The organism is uncultured Sphingomonas sp. (assembly GCF_934560975.1).
Lineage (GTDB): Bacteria > Pseudomonadota > Alphaproteobacteria > Sphingomonadales > Sphingomonadaceae > Sphingomonas_I.
The window spans coordinates 18,491-38,737 of the sequence record NZ_CAKTFO010000009.1; the positions used below are offsets into that span (position 1 = coordinate 18,491).

Annotated in this window: 21 protein-coding genes; 10 read left to right on the forward strand and 11 right to left on the reverse strand. The window is 67.2% G+C overall.

The genetic code is table 11. The annotated features are described in order from the left end of the window. Positions 1 to 586: 586 nt before the first annotated feature. The 4 genes from Q0D93_RS07920 to Q0D93_RS07935 all read right to left on the reverse strand — a co-directional run bounded on the left by Q0D93_RS07920 (position 587) and on the right by Q0D93_RS07935 (position 3,117). On the reverse strand, positions 587 to 1,012 hold the full coding sequence (locus Q0D93_RS07920; RefSeq protein WP_294392688.1) for a biopolymer transporter ExbD: 426 nt from the start codon (positions 1,010 to 1,012) through the stop codon (positions 587 to 589). A 24-nt stretch (positions 1,013 to 1,036) separates the two neighbouring features. Then, complete coding sequence (locus tag Q0D93_RS07925) at positions 1,037 to 1,522, reverse strand: biopolymer transporter ExbD (protein ID WP_294392690.1); 486 nt, start codon at positions 1,520 to 1,522, stop codon at positions 1,037 to 1,039. 95 nt (positions 1,523 to 1,617) lie between these two features. Further along, positions 1,618 to 2,385 carry a MotA/TolQ/ExbB proton channel family protein gene (locus tag Q0D93_RS07930; RefSeq protein ID WP_294392830.1) on the reverse strand — a complete coding sequence of 256 codons (768 nt, stop codon included), beginning with the start codon at positions 2,383 to 2,385 and terminating at the stop codon, positions 1,618 to 1,620. A 69-nt stretch (positions 2,386 to 2,454) separates the two neighbouring features. After that, complete coding sequence (locus tag Q0D93_RS07935) at positions 2,455 to 3,117, reverse strand: energy transducer TonB (protein WP_294392693.1); 663 nt, start codon at positions 3,115 to 3,117, stop codon at positions 2,455 to 2,457. A 346-nt stretch (positions 3,118 to 3,463) separates the two neighbouring features. Between Q0D93_RS07935 and Q0D93_RS07940 the strand changes: the two genes are divergently transcribed. Further along, positions 3,464 to 4,177 carry a hypothetical protein gene (locus Q0D93_RS07940; protein ID WP_294392695.1) on the forward strand — a complete coding sequence of 238 codons (714 nt, stop codon included), beginning with the start codon at positions 3,464 to 3,466 and terminating at the stop codon, positions 4,175 to 4,177. Between the two features lie 10 nt (positions 4,178 to 4,187). On the opposite strand, the gene Q0D93_RS07945 is transcribed toward Q0D93_RS07940, so the two are convergent. Next, the gene (locus tag Q0D93_RS07945) at positions 4,188 to 4,925 is read right to left on the reverse strand and encodes an SDR family oxidoreductase (RefSeq protein ID WP_294392697.1); all 738 of its coding nucleotides are present in this window, start codon (positions 4,923 to 4,925) and stop codon (positions 4,188 to 4,190) included. Then, entirely contained in the window at positions 4,925 to 5,341 is a 417-nt protein-coding gene (locus Q0D93_RS07950) for a FolB domain-containing protein (RefSeq protein ID WP_294392700.1), read from the reverse strand. The genes Q0D93_RS07945 and Q0D93_RS07950 overlap by 1 nt, the downstream gene beginning before the upstream one ends. 105 nt (positions 5,342 to 5,446) lie before the next feature. Between Q0D93_RS07950 and Q0D93_RS07955 the strand changes: the two genes are divergently transcribed. Genes Q0D93_RS07955 through Q0D93_RS07970 form a run of 4 tightly spaced genes read left to right on the forward strand, consistent with a single transcriptional unit; the run spans position 5,447 to position 8,311 of the window. After that, the gene (locus Q0D93_RS07955) at positions 5,447 to 5,932 is read left to right on the forward strand and encodes an N-acetyltransferase (RefSeq protein ID WP_294392703.1); all 486 of its coding nucleotides are present in this window, start codon (positions 5,447 to 5,449) and stop codon (positions 5,930 to 5,932) included. A gap of 41 nt (positions 5,933 to 5,973) precedes the next feature. Further along, positions 5,974 to 6,531 (forward strand): DUF1285 domain-containing protein, encoded by a 558-nt coding sequence (locus tag Q0D93_RS07960; protein WP_294392832.1) that lies wholly within the window; start codon positions 5,974 to 5,976, stop codon positions 6,529 to 6,531. Next, positions 6,528 to 7,118, forward strand: a complete 591-nt coding sequence (locus Q0D93_RS07965) for a CoA pyrophosphatase (protein ID WP_294392704.1) — start codon at positions 6,528 to 6,530, stop codon at positions 7,116 to 7,118. Before Q0D93_RS07960 ends, Q0D93_RS07965 begins: the two co-directional genes overlap by 4 nt. Beyond that, positions 7,115 to 8,311: a CCA tRNA nucleotidyltransferase gene (locus Q0D93_RS07970; protein ID WP_294392706.1), complete on the forward strand. Its 1,197-nt coding sequence runs from the start codon at positions 7,115 to 7,117 to the stop codon at positions 8,309 to 8,311. Before Q0D93_RS07965 ends, Q0D93_RS07970 begins: the two co-directional genes overlap by 4 nt. On the opposite strand, the gene Q0D93_RS07975 is transcribed toward Q0D93_RS07970, so the two are convergent. The 3 genes from Q0D93_RS07975 to Q0D93_RS07985 form a co-directional block, all read right to left on the reverse strand. After that, positions 8,296 to 10,020 carry a bifunctional diguanylate cyclase/phosphodiesterase gene (locus Q0D93_RS07975; RefSeq protein ID WP_294392708.1) on the reverse strand — a complete coding sequence of 575 codons (1,725 nt, stop codon included), beginning with the start codon at positions 10,018 to 10,020 and terminating at the stop codon, positions 8,296 to 8,298. The genes Q0D93_RS07970 and Q0D93_RS07975 overlap by 16 nt on opposite strands. 41 nt (positions 10,021 to 10,061) lie before the next feature. Then, a complete protein-coding gene (parC, locus tag Q0D93_RS07980) occupies positions 10,062 to 12,320 on the reverse strand; it encodes a DNA topoisomerase IV subunit A (RefSeq protein ID WP_294392834.1) in 2,259 nt (752 codons plus the stop codon). Positions 12,321 to 12,406: 86 nt separating this feature from the next. Next, entirely contained in the window at positions 12,407 to 14,071 is a 1,665-nt protein-coding gene (locus Q0D93_RS07985) for a M28 family metallopeptidase (RefSeq protein ID WP_294392710.1), read from the reverse strand. A gap of 162 nt (positions 14,072 to 14,233) precedes the next feature. On the opposite strand from Q0D93_RS07985, the gene purC reads away from it, so the two are divergent. The 5 genes from purC to Q0D93_RS08010 all read left to right on the forward strand — a co-directional run bounded on the left by purC (position 14,234) and on the right by Q0D93_RS08010 (position 19,119). Further along, a complete protein-coding gene (purC, locus tag Q0D93_RS07990; protein ID WP_294392712.1) occupies positions 14,234 to 15,010 on the forward strand; it encodes a phosphoribosylaminoimidazolesuccinocarboxamide synthase in 777 nt (258 codons plus the stop codon). Positions 15,011 to 15,031: 21 nt separating this feature from the next. Further along, complete coding sequence (locus Q0D93_RS07995) at positions 15,032 to 15,394, forward strand: hypothetical protein (RefSeq protein WP_294392714.1); 363 nt, start codon at positions 15,032 to 15,034, stop codon at positions 15,392 to 15,394. Positions 15,395 to 15,460: 66 nt separating this feature from the next. Continuing rightward, positions 15,461 to 15,697: a DUF6356 family protein gene (locus Q0D93_RS08000; RefSeq protein ID WP_294392715.1), complete on the forward strand. Its 237-nt coding sequence runs from the start codon at positions 15,461 to 15,463 to the stop codon at positions 15,695 to 15,697. A 161-nt stretch (positions 15,698 to 15,858) separates the two neighbouring features. Beyond that, positions 15,859 to 18,660, forward strand: a complete 2,802-nt coding sequence (gene gyrA / locus Q0D93_RS08005) for a DNA gyrase subunit A (RefSeq protein ID WP_294392717.1) — start codon at positions 15,859 to 15,861, stop codon at positions 18,658 to 18,660. A gap of 111 nt (positions 18,661 to 18,771) precedes the next feature. Next, on the forward strand, positions 18,772 to 19,119 hold the full coding sequence (locus Q0D93_RS08010; RefSeq protein WP_294392719.1) for a DUF952 domain-containing protein: 348 nt from the start codon (positions 18,772 to 18,774) through the stop codon (positions 19,117 to 19,119). A 320-nt stretch (positions 19,120 to 19,439) separates the two neighbouring features. Here Q0D93_RS08010 and Q0D93_RS08015 read toward each other — a convergent pair whose 3' ends face one another. Further along, positions 19,440 to 19,910, reverse strand: coding sequence for a hypothetical protein (locus tag Q0D93_RS08015; RefSeq protein ID WP_294392722.1), 471 nt, complete (start codon positions 19,908 to 19,910; stop codon positions 19,440 to 19,442). A 105-nt stretch (positions 19,911 to 20,015) separates the two neighbouring features. Further along, the gene (locus Q0D93_RS08020; RefSeq protein ID WP_294392724.1) at positions 20,016 to 20,192 is read right to left on the reverse strand and encodes a hypothetical protein; all 177 of its coding nucleotides are present in this window, start codon (positions 20,190 to 20,192) and stop codon (positions 20,016 to 20,018) included. Positions 20,193 to 20,247 lie beyond the last annotated feature (55 nt).

The following is a 20,247-nucleotide window of genomic DNA, read 5'->3' on the forward strand; positions in this document are numbered from 1 at the left end:
GCTGCCGATCGCGATCAACTCTGCCCTGACTGCGGACCTCTGAGCTTCGCCGGCATCCCACTCCCTCGCGACCCCGCAGGTTGGTGATGACGCCACGGAGGCAAGGCCGTCTTGCTCGCCCCTCCCCGGAGCCGCGCCGCCAGTGGCATGAGAAAGTCTCGGCCGTATAGCATCAGCCGGCTAGTCCGCGGGTTTGTGACGACGCCGATGGTGCGCGCCATCATCCGCCTCCGCCCCGGATCTGCGCCACCATCGGCTACTGACCCTGCCGCGAGTAGCTCGCCGCCGCCTGCAAGCCAGATGCGGCGCCTATTCGCGGTTCGGTTCCAGCCGGGACGAAGGCCGCACTCCCGTTTCATCAGGCTGCGAGTTGCCGAGGCCATGGGGCAATGGCATGCGGCGCATATGTGCCGGGCCGCACTGTCGCGATATCCCGACAATATGATTGTCGGGGAAAGCGGTCCGGCGGAGGCGCGCTTTTCCTGCGGGGACAGTGCGATGCCGCAGACGATCGCCAATGGTCCATACGAAAAGAGGCGGATCCTTTCGGACCCGCCTCTTTCGATCTCAACGTGGTGCTAGCAGGTCAGAGACCGGCATAGGCCTCGTTGCCGATGAAGCCCATCTTGGTGACGTTGGCGCGCTTGGTCACGGCCAGCACCTCATCCACGCGCTCATAGCGGGCCTGCGCGTTGGGGCGCAGGTGAAGCTCGGGGATCGGGTTCATCGTCTGGGTCTGATCGAGATACTGACGCAGCACGGTCAGGTCGATCGGCGAGCCGTTCCAGAGGATCTGGTTGGTCGGCTCGACCCGCACCTCGTTCTTCACCGGCTGGATCGGCGGAGGCGCATTGTTCTGGTTGTTCTGGGGAAGGTCCAGCTTCACCGCGTGCGTCTGCACGGGAATGGTGATGATGAACATGATGAGCAGCACCAGCATGACGTCGATCAGCGGCGTCGTGTTGATGTCCATCATCGGCTCGCCTTCGGCGGAGCCTGCACTCATGGCCATAAGCGTTACTCCTGTTGCCGGCTATCAGATGCGCGGGGCGTGATACTGACCGGGCTCGGGCTGCGAGATGAAGCCGACGCGGGCAAAGCCGGCACGCGCCACGTTCGTCATCGCACCACCCACACAGCGCCACGGCGTGTCGATGTCGCTGCGGATGTGCACTTCCGGCAGTTCCAGGCCGGCGGCGTTCGGGCCACCCTGCTTGTCGATCTCAAGCTTCAGCTTGGAGACCGATCGCTCGACCAGTTCCTCGGCAGTCACGCGGGTCTGGCCCCAGTAAACCTCGCACTCGCCCGCCGGGCTGGCACGGACGGACAGAACCACATTCTCGGGCTTGCTGGTGGTCGGCTCGAACGCGACCTTCGGCAGGCGGACGGGAACGGTCTGGATCACGACCGGCACGGTGATCAGGAAGATGATGAGGAGCACCAGCATGACGTCGACGAGCGGCGTCGTGTTGATGTCCGACATCGGTGAGTCGTTCTCGGCGGGGCCGGCACTCATCGCCATGGAGCGGATATCCTATGTCTGTTCGCGGCGGGTACCATGCGGCACCTGTCGGTGGAAGCGGCGGGCAGGACCACGGCCCTGCCCGCCTTTCCTATTTACGCCTTCGGGTTAACCGCAGCCGAACCCGTCTTCAGCGGCGGGGTCGGAGCCGACTTCACCGCGGCGATCTGCGGGCGAACGGCGCCGTTCGACACCAGGTAGCCGTGCAGGTCGGTCGCGAAGTTGCCGATCTGCTCGGCCACGACCTTGTTGCGGCGGATCAGCCAGTTGTAGCCGAGCACGGCCGGAACGGCCACGGCCAGGCCGAGCGCGGTCATGATCAGAGCCTCACCGACCGGACCGGCGACCGCGTCGATCGACGCCTGGCCAGCCGCACCGATCTTGATCAGCGCGCGATAGATGCCGATCACGGTACCGAACAGACCGATGAACGGCGCGGTCGAACCGACCGTCGCGAGCACGGCCAGACCGTTGCCGAGCTTGGAGTTCACGGCAGCCTGGCTGCGCGACAGCGAGCCGCCGAGCCATTCGTGCTGGTCGATCGGATCGATCAGGCGGGTGTGCTCGTCCTGGGCGCGCAGGCCGTCATCGACGATCTGGCGATAGGCCGAGTTGCGCTCAAGCTTGTTGGCGCCTTCCTTGATGGTCGGCGTACCCCAGAAGCTGGTGCGGACGCGCTTCGCCTGGTTCAGGATCTTCTGCTGCTCGATCAGCTTCGTGAACATGATGTACCAGGACGCGGCCGACATGATCACCAGGATGATGAACACGGTCCACGCAATGGTGCCGCCCTGCTCGAGCGCGGCCAACAAGCCGTAGGGGTTGGAATTTGCCGCGGCGGCGCCGGGAGCTGGAGTCGTCATGGTCAAATAGGTCCTTCCTAGAAGATGTGCGACGCCGGCGCGCTCACCACACGCCGGCGGAAATGGGCATCACTCGTTCGGCAGGCGCCAGCGGAAGCTCAGCGTCTTGTTGCTCCGAAGAGGCCGGCCCGTTGTATCCAAAGCAGCCGAATAGCGCGCACGGCGGGTAATCAAGCGGCAAGCGGCATCGTCAAGATCGCTCGACCCGCTGGACCCGGTCGTCCGGCAATTCTCCACGCGGCCCTGCTCGTTGATCTCGAACGCGATCGTCGAGGTGCCCTGACGCTCTTCGCGCTGGGCCGAAGGCGGATAGTCCGCGTCCGTGATCCAGTCGCCCGGGTTACCCTTGGCCGTCGCAGCCTTGGACGGCTGAGGCGGAGGCGGGGGCGCCGGAGGAGCCGGCGGAGCGGCCGGGGTGATCTGCACCGGCGGCGGCGTGGTCACCGTCGCGATCGGCGGAGTCACCAACACAGGGGTCTGCACGATGGGCGGCGGAGCCACGATGGGCGGCGGCTCAAACTTCTGCTCCGGTGGCGGGGGCGGCGGCTCCTGCTCCGGGGGCGGTGGTTCTTCCGTCACGTCCACGACCTTGAGGTCCTGAGCGGCCTTCTTGATGACGTTGTACGCCAGGCCGGTGATGAAGGCGTATCCGATAAGCGCGTGGAGCAATACCACGAGCCCGATCGATACGACCTTACGCGTGCTCATCGTCGGTTGATCAGCGTAAGCCATTAAGGAACGTTACTCCCTTGTAATCCGATCGGTACGCCGGACGTCCACAATCCAGACGCCCGAAAATCCCGAGATCGCGAAAGGATATTGCGTCCAATTTCGCGATACCTCCTGTTCCTATCGCGACCAACTGACCGACGCAAACGCTTTGTAGGAATGTGCAATCGCTTTATGGTTACCGTGCAAAGAGAGGCGCGGCGTGCAGTGCTTGTGCGAACGCCCCCCATCATGCCACAGGTCGCCCATGCGCCGATCCTTGATCCTCCTCGTTGCCCTGCCCGCCCTTGTGGCTGCCGCCGCAGCCGATCCGCTCGCAGGACTCGTTACCACCTATAGTTACCCAGAAATGGCCGATATGGCCCTGACCGCCCCGCTGGCGGTGGCGGCGGACATCGACCGGGCGATCGCGCTCAAGGGTGCGCAGGCGGAGGGCGTCGGCAGCAACCGCACGCGTTATTACGTGGAGGCCAACACCACCGCCCTGATCAGCGGCAAGGGGGCGGTGCCGCCGCGCATCTCCTATCTGGTCGATCTGCCCAACCCCGAGACCGGTCGCAAGCTGAAGCTGAAGGGTGCGCCGGTGATGCTGCTCGCTGCGCCCGGGACCAGACCGGGCGAGCTTCGCCTGATCGGCCCGCGCGCGCAGGTGCCGCGCACGCCCGAGAACGAGGCGCGGCTGCGCGCCATCCTGAAGGCCGCCGTCGCGCCCGACGCGCCGCCCGCCATCACGGGCATCACCCGCGCCTTCCACGTCCCCGGATCGCTGCCGGGCGAAAGCGAGACGCAGATCTTCCTGCGCACGGCGGACAATCGCCCGATCTCGCTCAACGTCCTGCGCCGCCCGTCTGAACAGCCGCGGTGGGCAGTGGCGCTGACCGAACTGGTCGATGCCAGCGCCGAACCCCCCGCCCGCGAAACCTTGCTGTGGTATCGCCTTGCCTGCGGCCTGCCCCCGATCCTGCCGGAGCGGGCGTTGATGGGCCTTTCCAACGAGGATGCGGAGGCGGCGCGCGCCGATTACAAGGTAGTGCTGGACGGCTTGGGGCCCTGCACGCGCTGACCGCCGGCGATCAGCGCGAGGCCAGGTGAACGAAATCCCGCTTGTAGCTTTCCAGGGTCGCCCCGCCGTCTACAAACAATGTCTGCCCGGTAACCGCCTGGGCGCCGGCGAGATAGGCCACGGCATCCGCGACCTGATCCGGCGACGGCAGGCGGGCGAGCGGCATCGCCCGGGCAAGCCGGTCGATCTGATCGTCCTGATATTCGTCGCCCGGGATGGTCAGGCCGGGCGCCACCGCATTGATCCGCATCGGCGCAAAGGCGCGGGCGGCGACGCGGGTGATCGCGCCCAACGCCAGCTTGGAGGCGGTATAGGCCGCCTGGTCCACCGGAGGATTGACGATCCGCTGGTCGACGATATTGACCACGGCGCGCCCGCCCGCGGCCGCGAGCGCCCGGGTCAGCAGCAGCGGCGCGGTAAGGTTTACCGCCAGGTGCCGTTCCAGCACGTCCCGCGACAGATCGGTCCAATCGCCTTCCTCGAACAAGGCCGCATTGTTGACCAGCAGGTCCGGCGCGCGCCCGAAATGGTCGGTGACCCGCGGAAGGAGGGACTCGACCGCGGTCCCGTCCGCCAGGTCCGCCGCAAAGCGCGCCCACTTGGTCCCCGCTTGCTCCAGCGCAGGGGCAGGAGCATCGAGCGCGCCGCCGCCCCGCCCGTGCAGCGCCAGATCGTAGCCGTCCTCCGCCAGGCGGGCGGCGATCGCGGCACCCAGCCGCGTCAGGCCGCCCGTGACGAGCGCGAGCATCAACGCCGCTCGCGCGCCAGGGTCATCCCGATCGATTCGCCGTCCTGCGACAAGGCCAGCTTCAGGATCCGCACTTCCACCCGCAGCACGCGCTCATCCTGGCCCATGATGGTGTCGATCACATGCTCGGCCACGCCTTCGACCAGGGTGAAGTGCACGTCCTTGGGCAACCCCTCCTCCACCGCCCGGCGCAGGTCGAGATAGTTCTTGGATTCGGTCAGCGGCGTGTCCACCGCGAAGCGGCGCGGTGCGGCAATGTCGGCCTTGACCGAGATCTTGAGCGGCTGCGGCATGTGGGTTTCTTCGGAATAGATGCCGGTCAGCACATCCACCACCAGATCGCTCACCTCCAGCCGCACCACGTCGGTGGGCGAGGCGATGTCGGGCATGAAGACGAGCGGAGATTGTGCGGTCATGGTCATGCGCCGCCACCTAGCAGCGAGCGCCCCGAGCGGCCAGTCGCTTCCCTTTCACGCATGATCGGATAAGGGGCGCATCCCTTATCGGAATGGCCGCCTCCCTTGATCCTGATTACGCCCCTCGCCCATGTCGATCCGCTTGCGGTCGAGCAATTGCTGGACACGGCCTTTGGCGCGGATCGCCATGGCCGCACCGCCTATCGCATCCGCAGCGGGATGGCGGCGGTGCCGGACCTGTCCTTCGCGGCGATGGATGGTGAAGCGTTCGTCGGCTCGCTGCAAAGCTGGCCGATCGCCCTGCACGGGGCGGAGGGTGCCACTCCGCTGGTGCTGGTCGGGCCGGTGGCGGTCGCGCCGGGGCACCAGGGACGGGGCATCGGGCAGGCGCTGATGCGGCGGATGCTGGAGGCGGCAGCGGGCGGCGACCCGCTCGTCCTGATCGGCGATCCCGAATATTATGGCCGCTTCGGCTTTGACGATTCGCGCACGGCAGGGTGGGAGGCGCCCGGCCCGGTGGAGCGCCGTCGCCTGCTGGCGTCGAGCAACAGTCCGCTGCCGCGCGACGGAATGCTGGGCCCACGCGCCTGAGCGGCTTTCGTAGCGCCGCGCAATGATCTACCGCCGTGAAAATGCCCGAACGCGCCCTTCCCCCGGATACGCTTACCGGCCTTTCGCTGGCGGAGATCGCGGATGCCGCGGCCGCCCGGCGCCTGCCGCCCGTCGACAGCTGGAACCCGGCCCATTGCGGCGACAGCGGCATGCAAATCCTGGCCGACGGCACCTGGCTGCACGACGGATCGGCCATTACCAGGCCGGCAATGGTGCGGCTGTTCTCCACCTTGCTACGGCGTGAGGAGGATGGCTGCTATGTGCTTGTCACCCCTGTCGAAAAGTTGTCCATCACGGTGGAGGACGCCCCGTTCGCGGCGGTGGAGCTGGTGAGCGAGGGAGCGGGACGCGATCGGCGGCTGGCCTTCCGGCTCAACACCGGCGACGTCGTGATCGCCGGGCCCGCGCATCCGGTGAGCATGGAAGAAGGCCGCCCGCTGCTGCATGTCCGCGCGCGGCTGACGGCACGGCTGGCGCGGCCCGTATATTACGAACTGGCCGAACTGGCCCTGGCCGAGGGTAACAGCCCGGGCGGTCTGTGGTCCGATGGCGGCTTTCTGTCCCTGGAGGAGGCATGACACTTGCCGAGCGGCTGTGCGCCGCTTTGTCACAAACCGGCGGCGCGACGCCGATCGAGGGCGACGATTACGATCGGGCGGCCGGCGACTATCGGCCGGCCGCCGTGCTGGTGGCGGTGACCGACCGCTCCGAACCGGGCGTGCTGCTGACGCTGCGCCAGACCAATTTGCGGCGCCATGCCGGGCAGATCGCCTTTCCGGGCGGCCGGGTCGATCCGGAGGATGCTGATGCCGAGGCCGCCGCCCTGCGCGAGGCGGAGGAGGAAATCGGGCTGGATCCGGCGCTGGTGGAGGTGGTCGGCGCGACCGACATCTACCGGGTCGGCACCGGCTTCTCGGTCACGCCGGTGATCGGGGTGGTCCCGCCCGATTTGCCGCTGATGCCCCACGAAGCGGAGGTGGCGGCGATCTTTGAAGTGCCGCTGATGTTCCTGCTACAGGGGTCCAACCATCTCCAGCGGTCGACCGAGTGGGAAGGGCGCACGCGATCGTTCCACGAAATATTGTGGGAGGATCGCCGCATCTGGGGCGCGACAGCGGGCATGATCGTGAATCTGTCGCGGCGGTTGCGGCCGCTGCTCGCATGATCCTGCCAAACATGCCGTGGCGGCAGCGAGCCGGGTTGGACCGGCTGATCGCGGCGTTGGGCGGCGCGGCCGGCGAGGTGCGCTATGTCGGCGGCGCCGTGCGCGATACGGTGCTGGGCCTGCCCGTGTCGGACCTGGACCTGGCCACCATCCACCCGCCGCAGGTGGTGATGCAGCGCGTGCAGGCGGCCGGGCTGACGGCCGTACCGACCGGCATCGCCCACGGCACGGTCACCGTCGTTCTCGGCAACGAGCCGGTGGAGGTCACCACGCTGCGGCGCGACGTGGCCACCGATGGCCGCCATGCCGAGGTCGCCTTCACCGACGACTGGCAGGCGGACGCCGCGCGGCGCGACTTCACCATCAACGCCCTGTTCGCCGATCCGGTGAGCGGCGCCATCGTCGACTATTTCCAGGGGCTGGCCGATCTGGACAGCGGCGTGGTGCGCTTCATCGGCGATCCGCTGGTGCGCATCGCGGAGGATCATCTGCGCATCCTCCGCTTCTTCCGCTTCCATGCGCGTTTCGGGCGCGCGGCACCGGATGCCGCCGGGCTTGCCGCCTGCGCGGCCCGGGCGCGCGACCTGATGGCGCTGTCCCGCGAGCGGATCGCGCAGGAATTGCTGAAGCTGCTGGCGGTGGCCGATCCGGTGCCGACGGCGCGGCTGATGGTGGATCATGGCATCTTTTTGCCCGTTCTGCCCGAAATTACGGGCCATGGCGTCGAACAACTCGCCCGCCTGGTGCGGCGCGAAGGCGAAGGCGACGGCGGGGACGCGGTCCGGCGCCTTGCCGCCCTGCTGCCCCATGACTCCGCCGTGGCGGAGGCGGTCGCCTGTCGGCTCAAGCTTTCCAATGCCCAGCGCAAGCGGATGATGTTGGCGGCGGAGCCGACGATCGACGCCGCCCCGCGCACGCTGGCCCACGCGATCGGCGTGGAGGCGGCGCGCGATCGCCTGCTGCTGCATGCGCCGCCGACGGCGCTGGAGGATGCGCTCGCCCAGCTACGGGGATGGACCCTGCCACGCTTTCCGCTCACCGGCGGTCAGTTGATCGCCTTGGGGCTGTCGCCCGGCCCGATCGTCGCCAGGACGCTGCAAGCCATCGAACGACAATGGGTCGCGGAGGGTTTTCCGGAGGCGGAGCGGACCGGGGAGCTGGCCCGCAATGCCGTGGCTCAGGCGCTGCGCTGACGGAAATAGTTGAGCGCGCAGGATTCGGCCAGCGGCTTGGCGAAGAGGTAGCCCTGCCCCGTCGTGCAGCCGAGTTCGGTCAGCGTCCGTTCGGCCGCCTCTGTTTCGATCCCCTCGGCAGTGGTGGACATGCCAAGGGTGCGCGCCAGGCTGAGGATCGCGCGGATGATCGCCACCGAATCGCCATTCTCGTGCATGTCGGTCACGAAGCTACGGTCGATCTTGAGGATATCGATCGGCAGCCGCTGGAGGTAGGCGAGGCTGGAATAGCCGGTGCCGAAATCGTCCATCGCGACCCGGCAGCCATGGTCGTGCAATGCGCGCAGGACCCGGTTGGCGCGATCGGGATCAGCGACGATGGAGCTTTCGGTCAACTCCAGCGTCAACCGGTCGCCGGTGATACGATGGTGCGCCAGGGTGTCGCGAACGGCGGTGTCGAGCGTGTCGCGGGCCAGCTGCACCGGGGACACGTTGACGCACAGCTTGACCGGCAAAAGCGTGCCCTGTTCGCGGTCCCATTGCGCAAGCGTGCGCATGGTCGCATCCAGCGCCCAGCGGCCGAGCGGCACGATCAGGCCACATTCCTCCGCCACCGAGATAAATTCGGTCGGCGCGATCATGCCCAGGTCCGGATGCTGCCAGCGGGCCAGCGCCTCGAACCCCGAGACGCGGCCGCTTTGCAGGTCGATCAGCGGCTGGAATGCCAGCGTCAGCTCGTCCCGATCGATGGCGCGGCGGAGCTGCGTTTCCAGCATGAAGCGGCGGCGGGCCTGGCTCGCCTCGCCCGAGCGATACAGTTCGATCCGGGCCGACGCCTTGGCCCGCTTCAACGCGACATGGGCGTTGCGCAGCAGGTCGCCCGACGCCTTCACCGTCTCGTCCCTGACCGCGCAGCCGATCGAGCAATCCACGCGGATCTCAAGGTCGGACAAGCGGACCGGCGGCGCCAAGGCGGCGAGCAGGCGCTGGGCGATGACCACGGCTTCGTCGCCGTCCACATCGCGCAGCAGCACGCCGAACTCGTCCCCGCCCATGCGTGCGAGCAGGTCACCCGCGCGGAGAGCCGAGACCAGCCTGCGCGCGGCGGTGATGATCAGTTCGTCGCCGGCCAGCGCACCGACACATTCGTTGATGCGGCTGAAGCGGTTGAGGTCCACGGAGAGGATGGAGAAACGACCATCCGGCGCATGATCGATCGCCTCGTCCACGGCCTCGCCGAAGGCGACGCGATTGGGCAGGCCGGTGAGGCTGTCGTGCAGCATCTCCGCGCGGAGGCTGCGCTCCGTTTCCACCTCCGCCGTTCGGTCGACCAGGGTCACCAGCGCGCGGCGGTCATGCCCGCCCTGCGGCTGCATCCGCGACAGGCACAGCTGGAAGGTGCGGCCACCGATGCCGGGCTCCCGCCATTCCTGGGCCAGCCGCCCCTCCTCGCCGTGCAGGAACGCACGGACGGGATCGATCAGACCGGCCAGCTTCTCCGGGCAGTCCCCGCTCTTGACCAGGCGGCGGAACGGCAGGTTGCTGGCGGCGAGCTTGGCCGTGCCCGCATCCAGCAGCACCAGCGCCGCCGGAATGTGGATGGCATCCAGATAGTCCTGCCGCGCATGAGCCAGCAACGGATCGACATCCGCAATCTCCACCGCAATCAACGGAGCGGTATCGAGCGGCGCCGAATGGATCGTGTCCGGTTTGAGGCTGGCGAACTGCATCAAGGGCCCCGTAGCCGCAGGAGAGTTAAGATTCCGTCAGTCTAAACCGTTGGACGGGCGAAACGATTGTCCCGGGGAAAGCCGGTAGGCGGCATCCGCCCAGCCGCACCCCGCGCCGCGCGCCACGGCCCCAGCTCGCTCTCGGTCCGGACGCGGCCGCTCTCGCCACCCATCGGCCAGGTCATGCCGTCCGCGAACCGGAAGGTGGTGGCGTCGGACAGCCCGCCGTCGCGATAACGCTGCAATTGCGTGCCCTGTCCGCGCGACATTTCGGGCAGTTCGGTCAAGGGAAACACCACCAGCTTGCGATTGTCGCCGATGACAGCAACATAATCGTCGTCCGCGCCGACCGGCTGCGCCACCCGCAGGCTGGCGCCGGTGCGCAGGTTGACGACCTGGCGGCCCTTGCGAGTTTCCCCCACGATGTCGTCCACCTTGGCGAGGAAGCCCTTGCCGTCGCTGGCCGCGAACAGCAGCCTTTGCCCGGGCCGGGCCGGCAGCAGGGTGGCGATGCCTGCCTCCCCGTCCAGGTCGACCATCAGCCGCACCGGCTCGCCAAAGCCGCGCCCACCGGGCAATTTATCGGCGGCAAGGGTGTAGACCCGGCCCGATCCGGCGATCAGCAGCAGCCTGTCCGTGGTCTGGGCGTGGAAGGCGAAAGCGGGGCCATCCCCTTCCTTGAACTTCAATGCCTCGGCCGAGGCGAGGTCGATATGGCCCTTCATCGCCCGGATCCAGCCACGCTGGGACAGGATGACCGAGATCGGCTCGCGCTCGATCATCGCCTCCAGCGGGATTTCGCGGGCAGGCCCCTGCTCCTCGATCAGGGTGCGGCGACGGCCGAGTTCCGTCTCCGGTCCGTAGCGGTCGCGCAGCTTGACGAGGTCGCGCTTCAGCCGCGTGCGCTGGCGGGCGGGATTGTCGACCAGGGCCGTCAGTTCGCCCGCTTCCTTGTCGAGCGTGGCGCGCTCCTTGCGCAGCTCCATCTCCTCCAGCTTGCGGAGCGAGCGCAGGCGCATGTTGAGGATCGCCTCGGCCTGGCGGTCGGTCAGGTCGAATTCGGCCATCAGCAGGGGCTTGGGCTCGTCCTCCTCGCGGATGATCTGGATCACGCGATCAAGGTTGAGATAGGTGACGAGGTAGCCGTCGAGCAGCTCGATCCGGTCGGCGATCTTGGCCAGACGATGCCGCGCGCGGCGCACCATCACCTCGAACTGGTGGTCGACCCAGCCCGCAAGTGCCTGTTTCAGCGACATGACCCTGGGCGTGCGATCGCGATCCAGCACGTTGAGGTTGAGCGGGATGCGCACCTCCAGGTCGGTCAGCCGGAACAGGCTGTCCACCAGCACCTGAGGATCGACGGTACGCGCGCGCGGCTCCAGCACGATGCGGATCTGGGCGTCGCTCTCGTCCCGCACGTCAGCCAGGATCGGCAGCTTCTTGTCATTGATCAGGACAGCGATCTGCTCGATCAGCTTGGCCTTGGGCACCTGATACGGGATTTCGGAGATCACCGCTACCCAGGTGCCACGCCCCTGATCCTCGACCGACCAGCGCGCGCGGACGCGGAAGCCGCCGCGCCCGGTGGCGTAGGATTCGGCAATCGCCGCCTCGCTATCGACCATGATCCCGCCGGTCGGAAAATCCGGCCCCTTGACGAAGCGCATCAGTTCGCGCGGGTCGCCTTCGGGCTGGTCAATCAGGTGGATGGCGGCATCGATCAGCTCGGCCGCATTGTGCGGCGGGATGCTGGTCGCCATGCCGACGGCGATGCCGCTCGCCCCGTTGGCGAGCAGGTTGGGGAACAGGCCGGGCATCAGCTCCGGCTCCTGCTCCTCATTGTTGTAGGTCGGGCGGAAGCCGACGGCGTCCTCGTCCAGCCCCGCCATCAGGTCGATCGCGACCTGGGTCAGCCGCGCCTCGGTATAACGATAGGCGGCGGCATTATCGCCGTCGATGTTGCCGAAATTGCCCTGGCCGTCGACCAACGGGTAACGCAGCGCAAAATCCTGCGCCAGGCGGACCATCGCGTCATAGACGGAGGCGTCGCCATGCGGGTGATATTTGCCGATGACGTCGCCCACGACGCGCGCCGACTTCTTGTAGGCGGCGCCCGGATCCATCCGCAGCAGGCGCATCGCCCACAGCAGCCGGCGATGGACCGGCTTCAACCCGTCACGCACGTCCGGCAGCGAGCGCGCCGTGATCGTGGACAGGGCATAGACCAGATACCGCTCCGACAAGGCGCTGTCGAACGGAGCCTCGACGATCTGGTTGGAGGGGGCAGCGGTGTCGGTCATCACCAGCGGAGGTAGCAGCGGACGGCGCACAAAGCGAGAACCTGAGCGAATCCCGGGCGGTCGCCCGCTGCTCTACCCTTCGGAGGTTAGTTGCGGTCGGCCGCGCTCTGGTCGCGCAGGGTGCGGAACTCGGATGCGGGGCGCCATTGCGGCCAGTCGCGGCTGCCGGCCAGGTCACGACCGATCGTGTAGAGCAGGTCGACGTCCTGCGCCGCGCCGCGCAGATCCCACTTGGGCGACCAGGTGTCGCACGCCTGATGGTAGCACTTCATGTAATCGGTCAGCCAGGCGTCGCCCGCGGCACGCCCGCCCGCGACCAGATCATGCCCCCCGCTCATCCCCATCAGCAGCAGCGACGGCACGCCGCGCCGCGCGACCGAGAAATGGTCGGCGCGGAAATACAGGCCGCGTTCCGGCAAGGCTTCCGGCGTGATCGTCCGGTTCTGCGCCCTGGCGGCGGTCGCCAGCCGGTCCTCCAGGTCGCTCTGCCCGTCGCCGACCAGCACCACGTCGCGCGCCGGCCCGGCCGTCTGCAACACGTCCATGGTCAGGTTCGCGACCATCTTGCCGAGGGGATAGAGCGGATGGGTGGCATAGGCCTCCGAGCCGAGCAGCCCGCGCTCCTCGCCCGTCCACAGCGCGAAGACGATGGTACGATCCGGCTTCTTCGCGGCCTTGAACACGCGTGCAACCTCCAGCACGCCCGCGACGCCGATCGCATCGTCGGCCGCGCCGGCACGCACCGTGCGACCGGTCGCGTCCGGCTTGCCGACGCCATAGGCATCCCAGTGCGCGCCATACATGATGGTTTCGTCCGGCCGGGTGGCGCCGGTGATCTTCGCCATGACGTTGCGGCTTTCCACCCGCTCCTGCTTCACCGCCAGGTCGGCGGAGAAGCCCGCGCCCGGCAGCGGCACCGGGCGGAAGTCGGCCTTGCGCGCGGCGATCCTCAGCGTCGCGAGGTCGAGCCCGGCGCGGGCGAACAGCGCCTTGGCGGCCTCCCCTTCGATCCAGCCCTGCAGCATCACCGGCCGGCGATCGGCGGGGCCGCGCACGATGTCGTAATTCTCGCCGGCGGGCGCCGTCACCGTTGCCCAGCCATAGCCGGCGCCCGGCGTGTCGTGGACGATCAGGGCGGCGATCGCGCCCTGCCGCGCCGCTTCCTCGAACTTGTAGGTCCAGCGGCCGTAATAGGTCATGCGGCGGCCACCGAATTTGCCGGAAACCGGCTCGCTTGTCTCGGCGGAGAAATCGGGATCGTTGACCAGGAACACGGCGACCTTGCCCTTGAGGTCGACGCCCTTGAAGTCGTCCCACTGCCGCTCCGGCGCGGTCACGCCATAGCCGACGAACACCATCGGCGCGTTGGCGATCGCGACCCGATCGATCGGGCGCACCGTGCTGACATAGACTTGCTGCCCCTGCGCGAGCGGGATCGGCTGACCCGCGCCCACCGCCGCCTGCATGGTGCCGGTGCCGATTTGGGTGCGGACGAGCGGCACCGGCTGGATGAAGCTGCCGTTCGGGCCGGCGGGCTCCAGCCCTAGCGCCTTCACCTGCCGCACCAGATAGGCGATGGTCTTGTCCTCGCCCGGCGTGCCCGGCGCGCGGCCCTGATAGGCGTCGGACGCCAGTGCCTCGACGATGGCGGACAGGCGCGACGGATCGATCGGACCGCTGGCGTGCGCCTCCCCCGATGACGCGGCGGCGAGGGCCACGGTGGCGGCGGCGATGGCGGGAACGAGGCGCATGGCAATCTCCTGTGTCGCGCAAGGCCATAGCGGCTGTGCGGAACGAGGCCAGCCCTGCGTTGCGAGCTGGGCCGGTATCCGCTATAGGGATGGCCTTCGCCCCGCTCGCGCCGTTGACGGCCGCGTCGGGGCGCTTCTCTTTTCGGTCCCTTGGGAGAGCCCATGACCCGCCGCCGCCAAATCTACGAAGGCAAGGCCAAGATCCTGTACGAGGGTCCTGAGCCGGGCACGCTGATCCAATATTTCAAGGACGACGCGACCGCCTTCAACGCCCAGAAGAAGGGCACCATCAGCGGCAAGGGCGTGCTGAACAACCGCATCAGCGAGCATGTGTTCACCATGCTCGCGAATATCGGCGTGCCGACCCACTTCATCCGCCGCCTGAACATGCGCGAACAGCTGATCCGGCAGGTCGAGATCGTGCCGATCGAGGTGGTGATCCGCAACGTGGCGGCCGGTTCGCTGACCAAGCGGCTGGGGATCGAGGAAGGCAAGCAATTGCCGCGCACGATCATCGAATATTATTACAAGGACGATGCGCTGGGCGACCCGCTGGTCAGCGAGGAGCATATCGCCTGCTTCGGCTGGGCCAGCCAGGAGGAGATGCACGACATCGCCGACATGGCGATTCGCGTGAACGATTTCATGTCGGGCCTGTTCGCGGGCGTCGGCATCCGCCTGGTCGACTTCAAGCTGGAGTTCGGCCGCATCTGGGACAATGATTACAGCCGCATCATCCTGGCGGACGAAATCAGCCCCGACGGCTGCCGCCTGTGGGACATGGAATCGGGCGAGAAGCTGGACAAGGACCGCTTCCGCCAGGATCTGGGCGGCGAGGTCGAGGCCTATCAGGAAATCGCCCGTCGCCTGGGCCTGCTGCGCGAGGGCGAGAATACCGTCCTCGACATGGCGGAACATCGCAAGAATCGCGGAAAGTAACGGCCGGTGATGCGTTGGGGCGTGATGGATCGCACTCTCGCCATCGCCCTCTGCCTGCTGGCCGTGCCGCAGCTTGCCGCTGCCGCGCCCGCTCCGTCACTGATATCGACCCAGTTCAACTGCGACGCGCTGACCGTGTCGCAGAAGCTGGACAAGACGGTCGCGCAGGAGCTGGAACCCGCCCACTCGCTGGAGGCGGCGCAGGCGGTGTTGACGCGGCATGGCGTGCCGTTCCAGCGCAGCCAGGGTATGATGACCATGAGCGGCGTGCCGGCAAAGGTGCTGGAGCAGATCAACACCCTGCCCCAGGGCGAGCCGATCGTTCTGCCGAATGGCGAGGGCGTGGCGATCTGCGTGCTGCGGCCCTCCGCCGACTCCTATTGACGCCTGCTCCCGCTCCACATTGCCGAGGCGGGCGGGCCGTGCCAGGTTATGCGCCGGAGGTTGCCCGTGATCCGTCGCCTGTTTCTTGACCATCCCGCCAGTGTAGGCGAAAGCTATCGTGCGCATTTCAAGGTGGCGGCGAGGTTTGGCGGATCCATGCTGTTCGGGGCGGCGGCCGCCTTCGTCCACGCCATCATCCCCGCTTTGTGCCAGCGCACCGCCAGCAGCACGGTGAAGCGGCTGCACGGCCGCCTGGCCGCCGATCCGCAGCGCGACGGCAAACGCCCCGACTTCGAAATCTGACACCCACGGCCGGGATGAAGGATCACCGGGCGCTCCAGTAGACTCGCGCGCGTATACGCGTACGCCCGCGCGCGGGGTGGTGTTCCGCACCCTCAACGATTACATGACGACCATGCGTCCACGGGGCGCGATTCTACTCATCACGCACTGGATACAGCCCCTTGGCCACGACCCCGCCGACCATCGACGGCAGCGACATCTCCCCCATCAACATCGTCGACGAGATGAAGTCGAGCTACCTCGACTATGCCATGTCGGTGATCGTCGCGCGTGCGCTGCCCGATGTGCGTGACGGCCTGAAGCCGGTCCACCGCCGCATCCTCTATGCCAGCCAGGAAGGTGGCTTCGTTCCCGGCCGCCCCTATCGCAAGTCGGCCAAGATCGTCGGCGACGTGATGGGCAAATACCACCCGCACGGCGACAGCGCGATCTACATGGCGCTGGCCCGCCTGGCGCAGGATTGGTCGATGCGCCTGATGCTGATCGACGGCCAGGGCAATTTCGGATCGATGGATCCCGACATGCCGGCGTCGATGCGTTATACGGAGGCGCGGCTGGCCAAGCCGGCGATGAGCCTGCTGGAGGACATCGAGAAGGACACGGTCGATTTCGGCCCGAACTATGACGGTTCGCGGCAGGAGCCTTTGGTCCTCCCCGCCCGCTTCCCCAACCTGCTGGTCAACGGCGCGGGCGGCATCGCGGTCGGCATGGCGACCAACATCCCGCCGCACAATCTGGGCGAGGTCATCACCGCCTGCAAAACATTGATCGCAGCCAAGTTTTCGGGCGAACTGGTCAGCGACGAAGAGCTGATGGAGATCGTGCCGGGGCCGGACTTCCCCACCGGCGGCCTGATCCTGGGCCGGGGCGGCGCGCGCAACGCCTACACCAACGGGCGCGGCTCGATCATCATGCGCTCGCGCCATGTGGTCGAGGAAGGGCGCAACGACCGCCGCTCGATCGTGCTAACCGAAATCCCCTACCAGGTCGGCAAGGCCGGGCTGGTGGAGGGCATTGCGGAGGCTGCCAAGGACAAGCGGATCGAGGGCGTCAGCGACATTCGCGACGAATCCAACCGCTTCGGCGTGCGTATCGTGATCGACCTGAAGCGCGATGCCACCCCGGACGTGGTGCTCAACCAATTGTGGCGCCATACCAGCGCGCAGACCAGCTTCCCCGCCAACATGCTGGCGCTACGCGGCGGGCGCCCGGAAATCCTGTCGCTTCGGGATATATTGGAGGCCTTTATCGGCTTCCGCGAAGAGGTCATCACCCGCCGCTCCAAATATGAACTGATGAAGGCGCGCGAGCGGGCCCACATCCTGCTCGGCCTGGTGATCGCCGTCACCAACCTCGACCAAGTGGTGCGGATCATCCGCGGTTCGTCCAGCCCGGCCGAGGCGCGCGGCGCGCTGCTCGCCCGCGAATGGCCGATCGCGGAGATTGCCGGCTACATCCAGCTGGTCGAGGCGGTCGAGACCGAGATCACCGGCGACACCTACCAACTGTCCGAGGCGCAGGTGCGCGCCATCCTCGACCTGCGCCTGCATCGCCTGACCGCGCTTGGCCGAGACGAAATCGGAGACGAACTCAAGCAGTTGGCCGGCTCCATTGGCGAACTGCTCGAAATCCTGCGCAACCGCCGCCGCCTCTACGAGGTGATGGAGGAGGAGCTGGATGCGATCACCTCCGCTTTCGCCACGCCGCGCCGGACCGAGATCGCGCCGGCCGGCGACGATATCGAGGACGAGGACCTGATCGAGCGCGAGGACATGGTCGTGACCGTGACCCTGGGCGGCTATATCAAACGCACCCCGCTCGCCACCTTCCGCACCCAGGCGCGCGGCGGCAAGGGCCGGTCGGGAATGGCGACCAAGGACGAGGACGCGGTCACCAAGCTGTTCGTCACCTCGACCCACACGCCGGTCCTGTTCTTCTCCACCGCCGGCAAGGTCTATCGCCTCAAGGTCTATCGCCTGCCCGAAGGCGCGCCGCAGGCCAAGGGCCGGTCGATGAACAACCTGCTGCCGCTGGGCTCGGGTGAGACCATCTCCACCGTGCTGCCGTTGCCGGAGGATGAGGCGGACTGGGGCAAGCTCCACATCATGTTCGCTACCGCCAAGGGGCTGGTCCGGCGCAACAGCATGGATGCGTTCACCAATATCCGCGCCTCAGGCAAGCTCGCCATGCGCTTCGGCACCGACGACGAGGGCGAGGATGCGTCCGACCGGCTGATCGGCGTCAGCCTGCTCACCGAGGAGGACGATGTTCTGCTCGCCACCAAATGCGGCAAGGCGATCCGCTTCGCCTCCACCGACGTGCGCGAGTTCCAGAGCCGCACCTCCGCCGGCGTGCGCGGCGCGCGGCTGGCGGCAGGCGACGAGGTGATCTCACTGTCGATCCTGAAGGGCGGCAAATGGGACACGGAGACGCGCGAGGCCTATCTTCGCGCCGCGCCGTGGAAGGAAGGCGAGCGCGAAACGACGCTGGACGCCGAGACCATGGCGGCGATGGAGGCGGCGGAGGAGTTCATCCTCACCGTCTGCGCCAACGGCTATGGCAAGAGATCCTCGGCTTACGAATATCGCCGGATCGGGCGCGGCGGCCAGGGCATCACCAATATCGACAATCTCGACCGCAATGGTCCGGTCGTCGCCAGCTTCCCCGCGCATAATGGCGAGCAGTTGATGCTGGTGACCGACCAGGCCAAGCTGATCCGCATGTCGGTGGGCGACACCCGCGTGATCGGCCGGGGATCGGCCGGCGTCCGCCTGTTCCACGTCGCCAAGGACGAGCATGTCGTTTCCGCCGCCCGGATCGAGGAGAGCGAGGAAGAGGCCGAGGCGGACGTCCGCGACGAGGTGGCATTGGTCTCGCCGGAGGTCGACCCGCAGACCGGCGCCGACACGGCCGACGACCTGTCGGACGGTGGCGAAGCGGACGACGCCGAACAGGCGGGCTGACGCGGCCGCCCTGCCCATCCCGAACCGACACCGATCCCCGCCCACCCGTGGCGGGGTCGGAACAAGTCAGGGGGTCACGGCGCTTGGCCGCTGAAGAATGTGGAGACGTGGATGCCCGATGTGATCGCCTACAAGGTTCTGACCGCCGACCAGCTGGAGGCGTTGGAGCGCGAGGGCCGCTTCGCCGGCGCGCCCGTGGATCTGGCCGATGGCTATATCCACCTGTCCACCGCCGACCAGCTGGCCGGCACGATCGACAAGCATTTTGCGGGCCAGGACGACCTGCAACTCGCAGCGGTCGACCTCGAAGCTCTGGGCGAGGCGGTAAAGTGGGACGAATCGCGCGGCGGGCAGCTCTTCCCCCACGTCTATGCGCCGCTGACCCTGGACATCGTGTTGGCCTATAGCCCGCTCGCCTATGAGCCGGACGGGAGCATCCGCCTGCCTGTCGCCGGCTAACACATCGAAGTCAGGAACCCGCAAACTGATACGGCAGCTAACGCTCCGAAGTTGGCCGTCAGGTAGATCGTCGCGGCATCCCAGAGCCGGTCATCAGGGCAAGCCGCAGCAGCCCCTTTCTCCATGTTCGACAAACCGTTTCGGCAAGACCCATCGGGAACGGTTCTCGGGAAAGCGGTCCGGCCAGACGCATCGGGGAGTCCGATCCCGTATCGGCTATCCCGCTGAACTTTCCCGATCGGCAACGTAGGGCATCAGTCACGGTTCGCCTTCGGCGGCCAACCGTGTTCGCTCGAAAGTGGCTTGCCGATGTTGGGCGTTTACCGTTGCGATCGTGTCTGGTGAAGACCGAGGCCGATCAGCACACCAATGGCGAGGACGACCGGTGATCCCGCTGCAAACCAGTCACCGGTGACGATCATCTTACCGACGGGCGTTCGCCATTCTCTTCGGCGGGCGGCGATGAACGGCACAACCAGCAAGCCTCGCACAAAGAAAATGACCGCGAAAAGCCCGAGTGCGCAGCGGAGGACAGTCATCTTGGCCGTTTTGCGGGCCACCAGAATGCAGGATAGTGCCAAGCCGATCAGCAACGCCGCGATAGCGAGCTTGCCGAGGAGAGCGGGCCAGCTTCCGGCCGCAGCGGAAGAGACAATCGGCGGCGGCGCTCCCAACGCCGCCATCCATCGCGGGCCTTTGAACCACGCGGCGAGATGCACCGCGGCGCCGGCGATCAATCCGCCGGGGGCCAGATCAAAAGCCAGTATAGGCGCGACGCGTGTAGTGCTCATGCAATACACCATCAGCCTGCGCTCCCTTGGTGCAAGTCTTTGTCCGCTTTCTCACTCCACCATGGCTTCGGCCCTCCCGCTCGCCCTTCGGCCGTGGGACTTGGCTCAAGGACGAGTGGGACGAGACTTCCTGGAAAAGGAACAAATCGCCAATCCAAGGGCCAGAAGGAGGGGGAAGAGGTAGAGCGCCGCCTTCGACGACGGCGACTCTGTGGCACCGTGCCAGAAGGCCAGTACGGCGATGACGGCACCCAGTGCCATAAACGGGATCAGCTTACGCATCGGTCTTATCCTCAACTCCCTTATCGACAGCATGGCGAGCCTAGCAATTCCCTTG

What these genes read in the sequence shown, in the direction of transcription:
- Q0D93_RS08015 (WP_294392722.1), bottom strand. Translation starts at nt 19,910, where the DNA reads ATGAGCACTACACGCGTCGCGCCTATACTGGCTTTTGATCTGGCCCCC.
- Q0D93_RS07975 (WP_294392708.1), bottom strand. Translation starts at nt 10,020, where the DNA reads ATGCAGTTCGCCAGCCTCAAACCGGACACGATCCATTCGGCGCCGCTC.
- Q0D93_RS07985 (WP_294392710.1), bottom strand. Translation starts at nt 14,071, where the DNA reads ATGCGCCTCGTTCCCGCCATCGCCGCCGCCACCGTGGCCCTCGCCGCC.
- parC (WP_294392834.1), bottom strand. Translation starts at nt 12,320, where the DNA reads ATGACCGACACCGCTGCCCCCTCCAACCAGATCGTCGAGGCTCCGTTC.
- Q0D93_RS07970 (WP_294392706.1), top strand. Translation starts at nt 7,115, where the DNA reads ATGATCCTGCCAAACATGCCGTGGCGGCAGCGAGCCGGGTTGGACCGG.
- Q0D93_RS07945 (WP_294392697.1), bottom strand. Translation starts at nt 4,925, where the DNA reads ATGCTCGCGCTCGTCACGGGCGGCCTGACGCGGCTGGGTGCCGCGATC.
- Q0D93_RS08010 (WP_294392719.1), top strand. Translation starts at nt 18,772, where the DNA reads ATGCCCGATGTGATCGCCTACAAGGTTCTGACCGCCGACCAGCTGGAG.
- Q0D93_RS07930 (WP_294392830.1), bottom strand. Translation starts at nt 2,385, where the DNA reads ATGACGACTCCAGCTCCCGGCGCCGCCGCGGCAAATTCCAACCCCTAC.
- Q0D93_RS07920 (WP_294392688.1), bottom strand. Translation starts at nt 1,012, where the DNA reads ATGGCCATGAGTGCAGGCTCCGCCGAAGGCGAGCCGATGATGGACATC.
- Q0D93_RS07935 (WP_294392693.1), bottom strand. Translation starts at nt 3,117, where the DNA reads ATGGCTTACGCTGATCAACCGACGATGAGCACGCGTAAGGTCGTATCG.
- Q0D93_RS08020 (WP_294392724.1), bottom strand. Translation starts at nt 20,192, where the DNA reads ATGCGTAAGCTGATCCCGTTTATGGCACTGGGTGCCGTCATCGCCGTA.
- Q0D93_RS07965 (WP_294392704.1), top strand. Translation starts at nt 6,528, where the DNA reads ATGACACTTGCCGAGCGGCTGTGCGCCGCTTTGTCACAAACCGGCGGC.
- Q0D93_RS07940 (WP_294392695.1), top strand. Translation starts at nt 3,464, where the DNA reads ATGGCCGATATGGCCCTGACCGCCCCGCTGGCGGTGGCGGCGGACATC.
- purC (WP_294392712.1), top strand. Translation starts at nt 14,234, where the DNA reads ATGACCCGCCGCCGCCAAATCTACGAAGGCAAGGCCAAGATCCTGTAC.
- Q0D93_RS07960 (WP_294392832.1), top strand. Translation starts at nt 5,974, where the DNA reads ATGCCCGAACGCGCCCTTCCCCCGGATACGCTTACCGGCCTTTCGCTG.
- Q0D93_RS07950 (WP_294392700.1), bottom strand. Translation starts at nt 5,341, where the DNA reads ATGACCGCACAATCTCCGCTCGTCTTCATGCCCGACATCGCCTCGCCC.
- Q0D93_RS07925 (WP_294392690.1), bottom strand. Translation starts at nt 1,522, where the DNA reads ATGGCGATGAGTGCCGGCCCCGCCGAGAACGACTCACCGATGTCGGAC.